Source organism: Petralouisia muris (assembly GCF_004793545.1).
In the GTDB taxonomy this organism is placed as follows: Bacteria; Bacillota; Clostridia; order Lachnospirales; family Lachnospiraceae; genus Petralouisia; species Petralouisia muris.
This window is the reverse complement of sequence record NZ_SRYA01000259.1, coordinates 1-441: the sequence shown is the minus strand read 5'-3', so window position 1 is coordinate 441 and position 441 is coordinate 1. Positions and strand designations below refer to the sequence as shown.

Annotated in this window: 1 protein-coding gene; it reads right to left on the bottom strand. The window is 61.2% G+C overall.

Features of this window, described 5'->3' with window-relative positions; genetic code table 11:
- The coding region (locus tag E5329_RS29410) for a DNA cytosine methyltransferase (RefSeq protein WP_275443909.1) at positions 1 to 352 on the bottom strand (352 nt) is incomplete at its 3' end.
- Positions 353 to 441 lie beyond the last annotated feature (89 nt).

Here is a 441-nt window from a genome sequence, read left to right as displayed (position 1 = left end):
TATATGCGGCTTTGATGCGCAGTCCGAGGGCGTGTACTACATTGACGGTTACGGCATTGCCGGCCTGCCGGTAGGCCTGGGTGTCGGAAGTCACAGCCAGCAGTTTATCAATCTGTCCATCAGAAAACCCCTGCAGCCGCAGGCATTCCCGCGGGACGAGACGGCGGATTCTCATGCCCTTCTCCACGACCGCCTTGTCCGCGTGCGTGGTGAGGGTATAGGAGACGCCGTGCCCCACGCGCGCCCGCTTTTTGTTCTGTCCAGCATAGGAGATGTCAACCGTGTCCCCCGGCTCCGCTTCGCTGTACCCGCGCCTGGTGGCTTCTTTAATCAGCAGGACTCCATCACGCACCTGCCTTGAGCTTATGCCTTTGCAGTAACTGGCAGTGAGGGTGCGGGCGCAGTCCCGTGTGTCCGTGATCCCCACCTGGCTGCTGCAGC